Consider the following 365-nt stretch of genomic DNA (forward strand, 5'->3'; position numbering starts at 1 on the left):
GTCGTGGTCTGAAAGGTGCGTTCAAACATATTCAATTTGACATTGAATTAGTGAAAGACGTTGAAGGTGCGCCTTCTACTGAAGTTGAACGCCGCCGCGCATCAGCTTAAAAATAATTAAGGGATGGATTTCTCATCCATCCTTTATCTCATTCAACTAAAGAATTTAGACCAATCCAAATCTAATCATTTTGATTTGTTTAAATTTTTGCAAGACCGAAAAGGATATAGATAGCTTTATCTATAAAACGCTATGATTGATAAATCTCAAAAGACTTTAACCGAAGCCCTCTCCCAAATTAAAGACGGTTCAACCATTATGATTGGTGGGTTTGGTACTGCAGGTCAGCCTGCTGAACTCATCGA

The 365-nt window shown here is 37.8% G+C and carries 1 protein-coding gene and 1 pseudogene; both read left to right on the plus strand.

Going from position 1 to position 365, the window contains the following annotated elements; all coding sequences use genetic code 11:
• Window positions 1–110 (plus strand): annotated as a pseudogene (locus AC1M9P_RS14640) (catechol 1,2-dioxygenase); the annotation flags it as partial.
• A 142-nt stretch (window positions 111–252) separates the two neighbouring features.
• The coding region (locus AC1M9P_RS14645) for a CoA-transferase (protein ID WP_481588093.1) at window positions 253–365 on the plus strand (113 nt) is incomplete at its 3' end.

The sequence above is a fragment of the Acinetobacter sp. 25-47-122 genome (assembly GCF_056779695.1).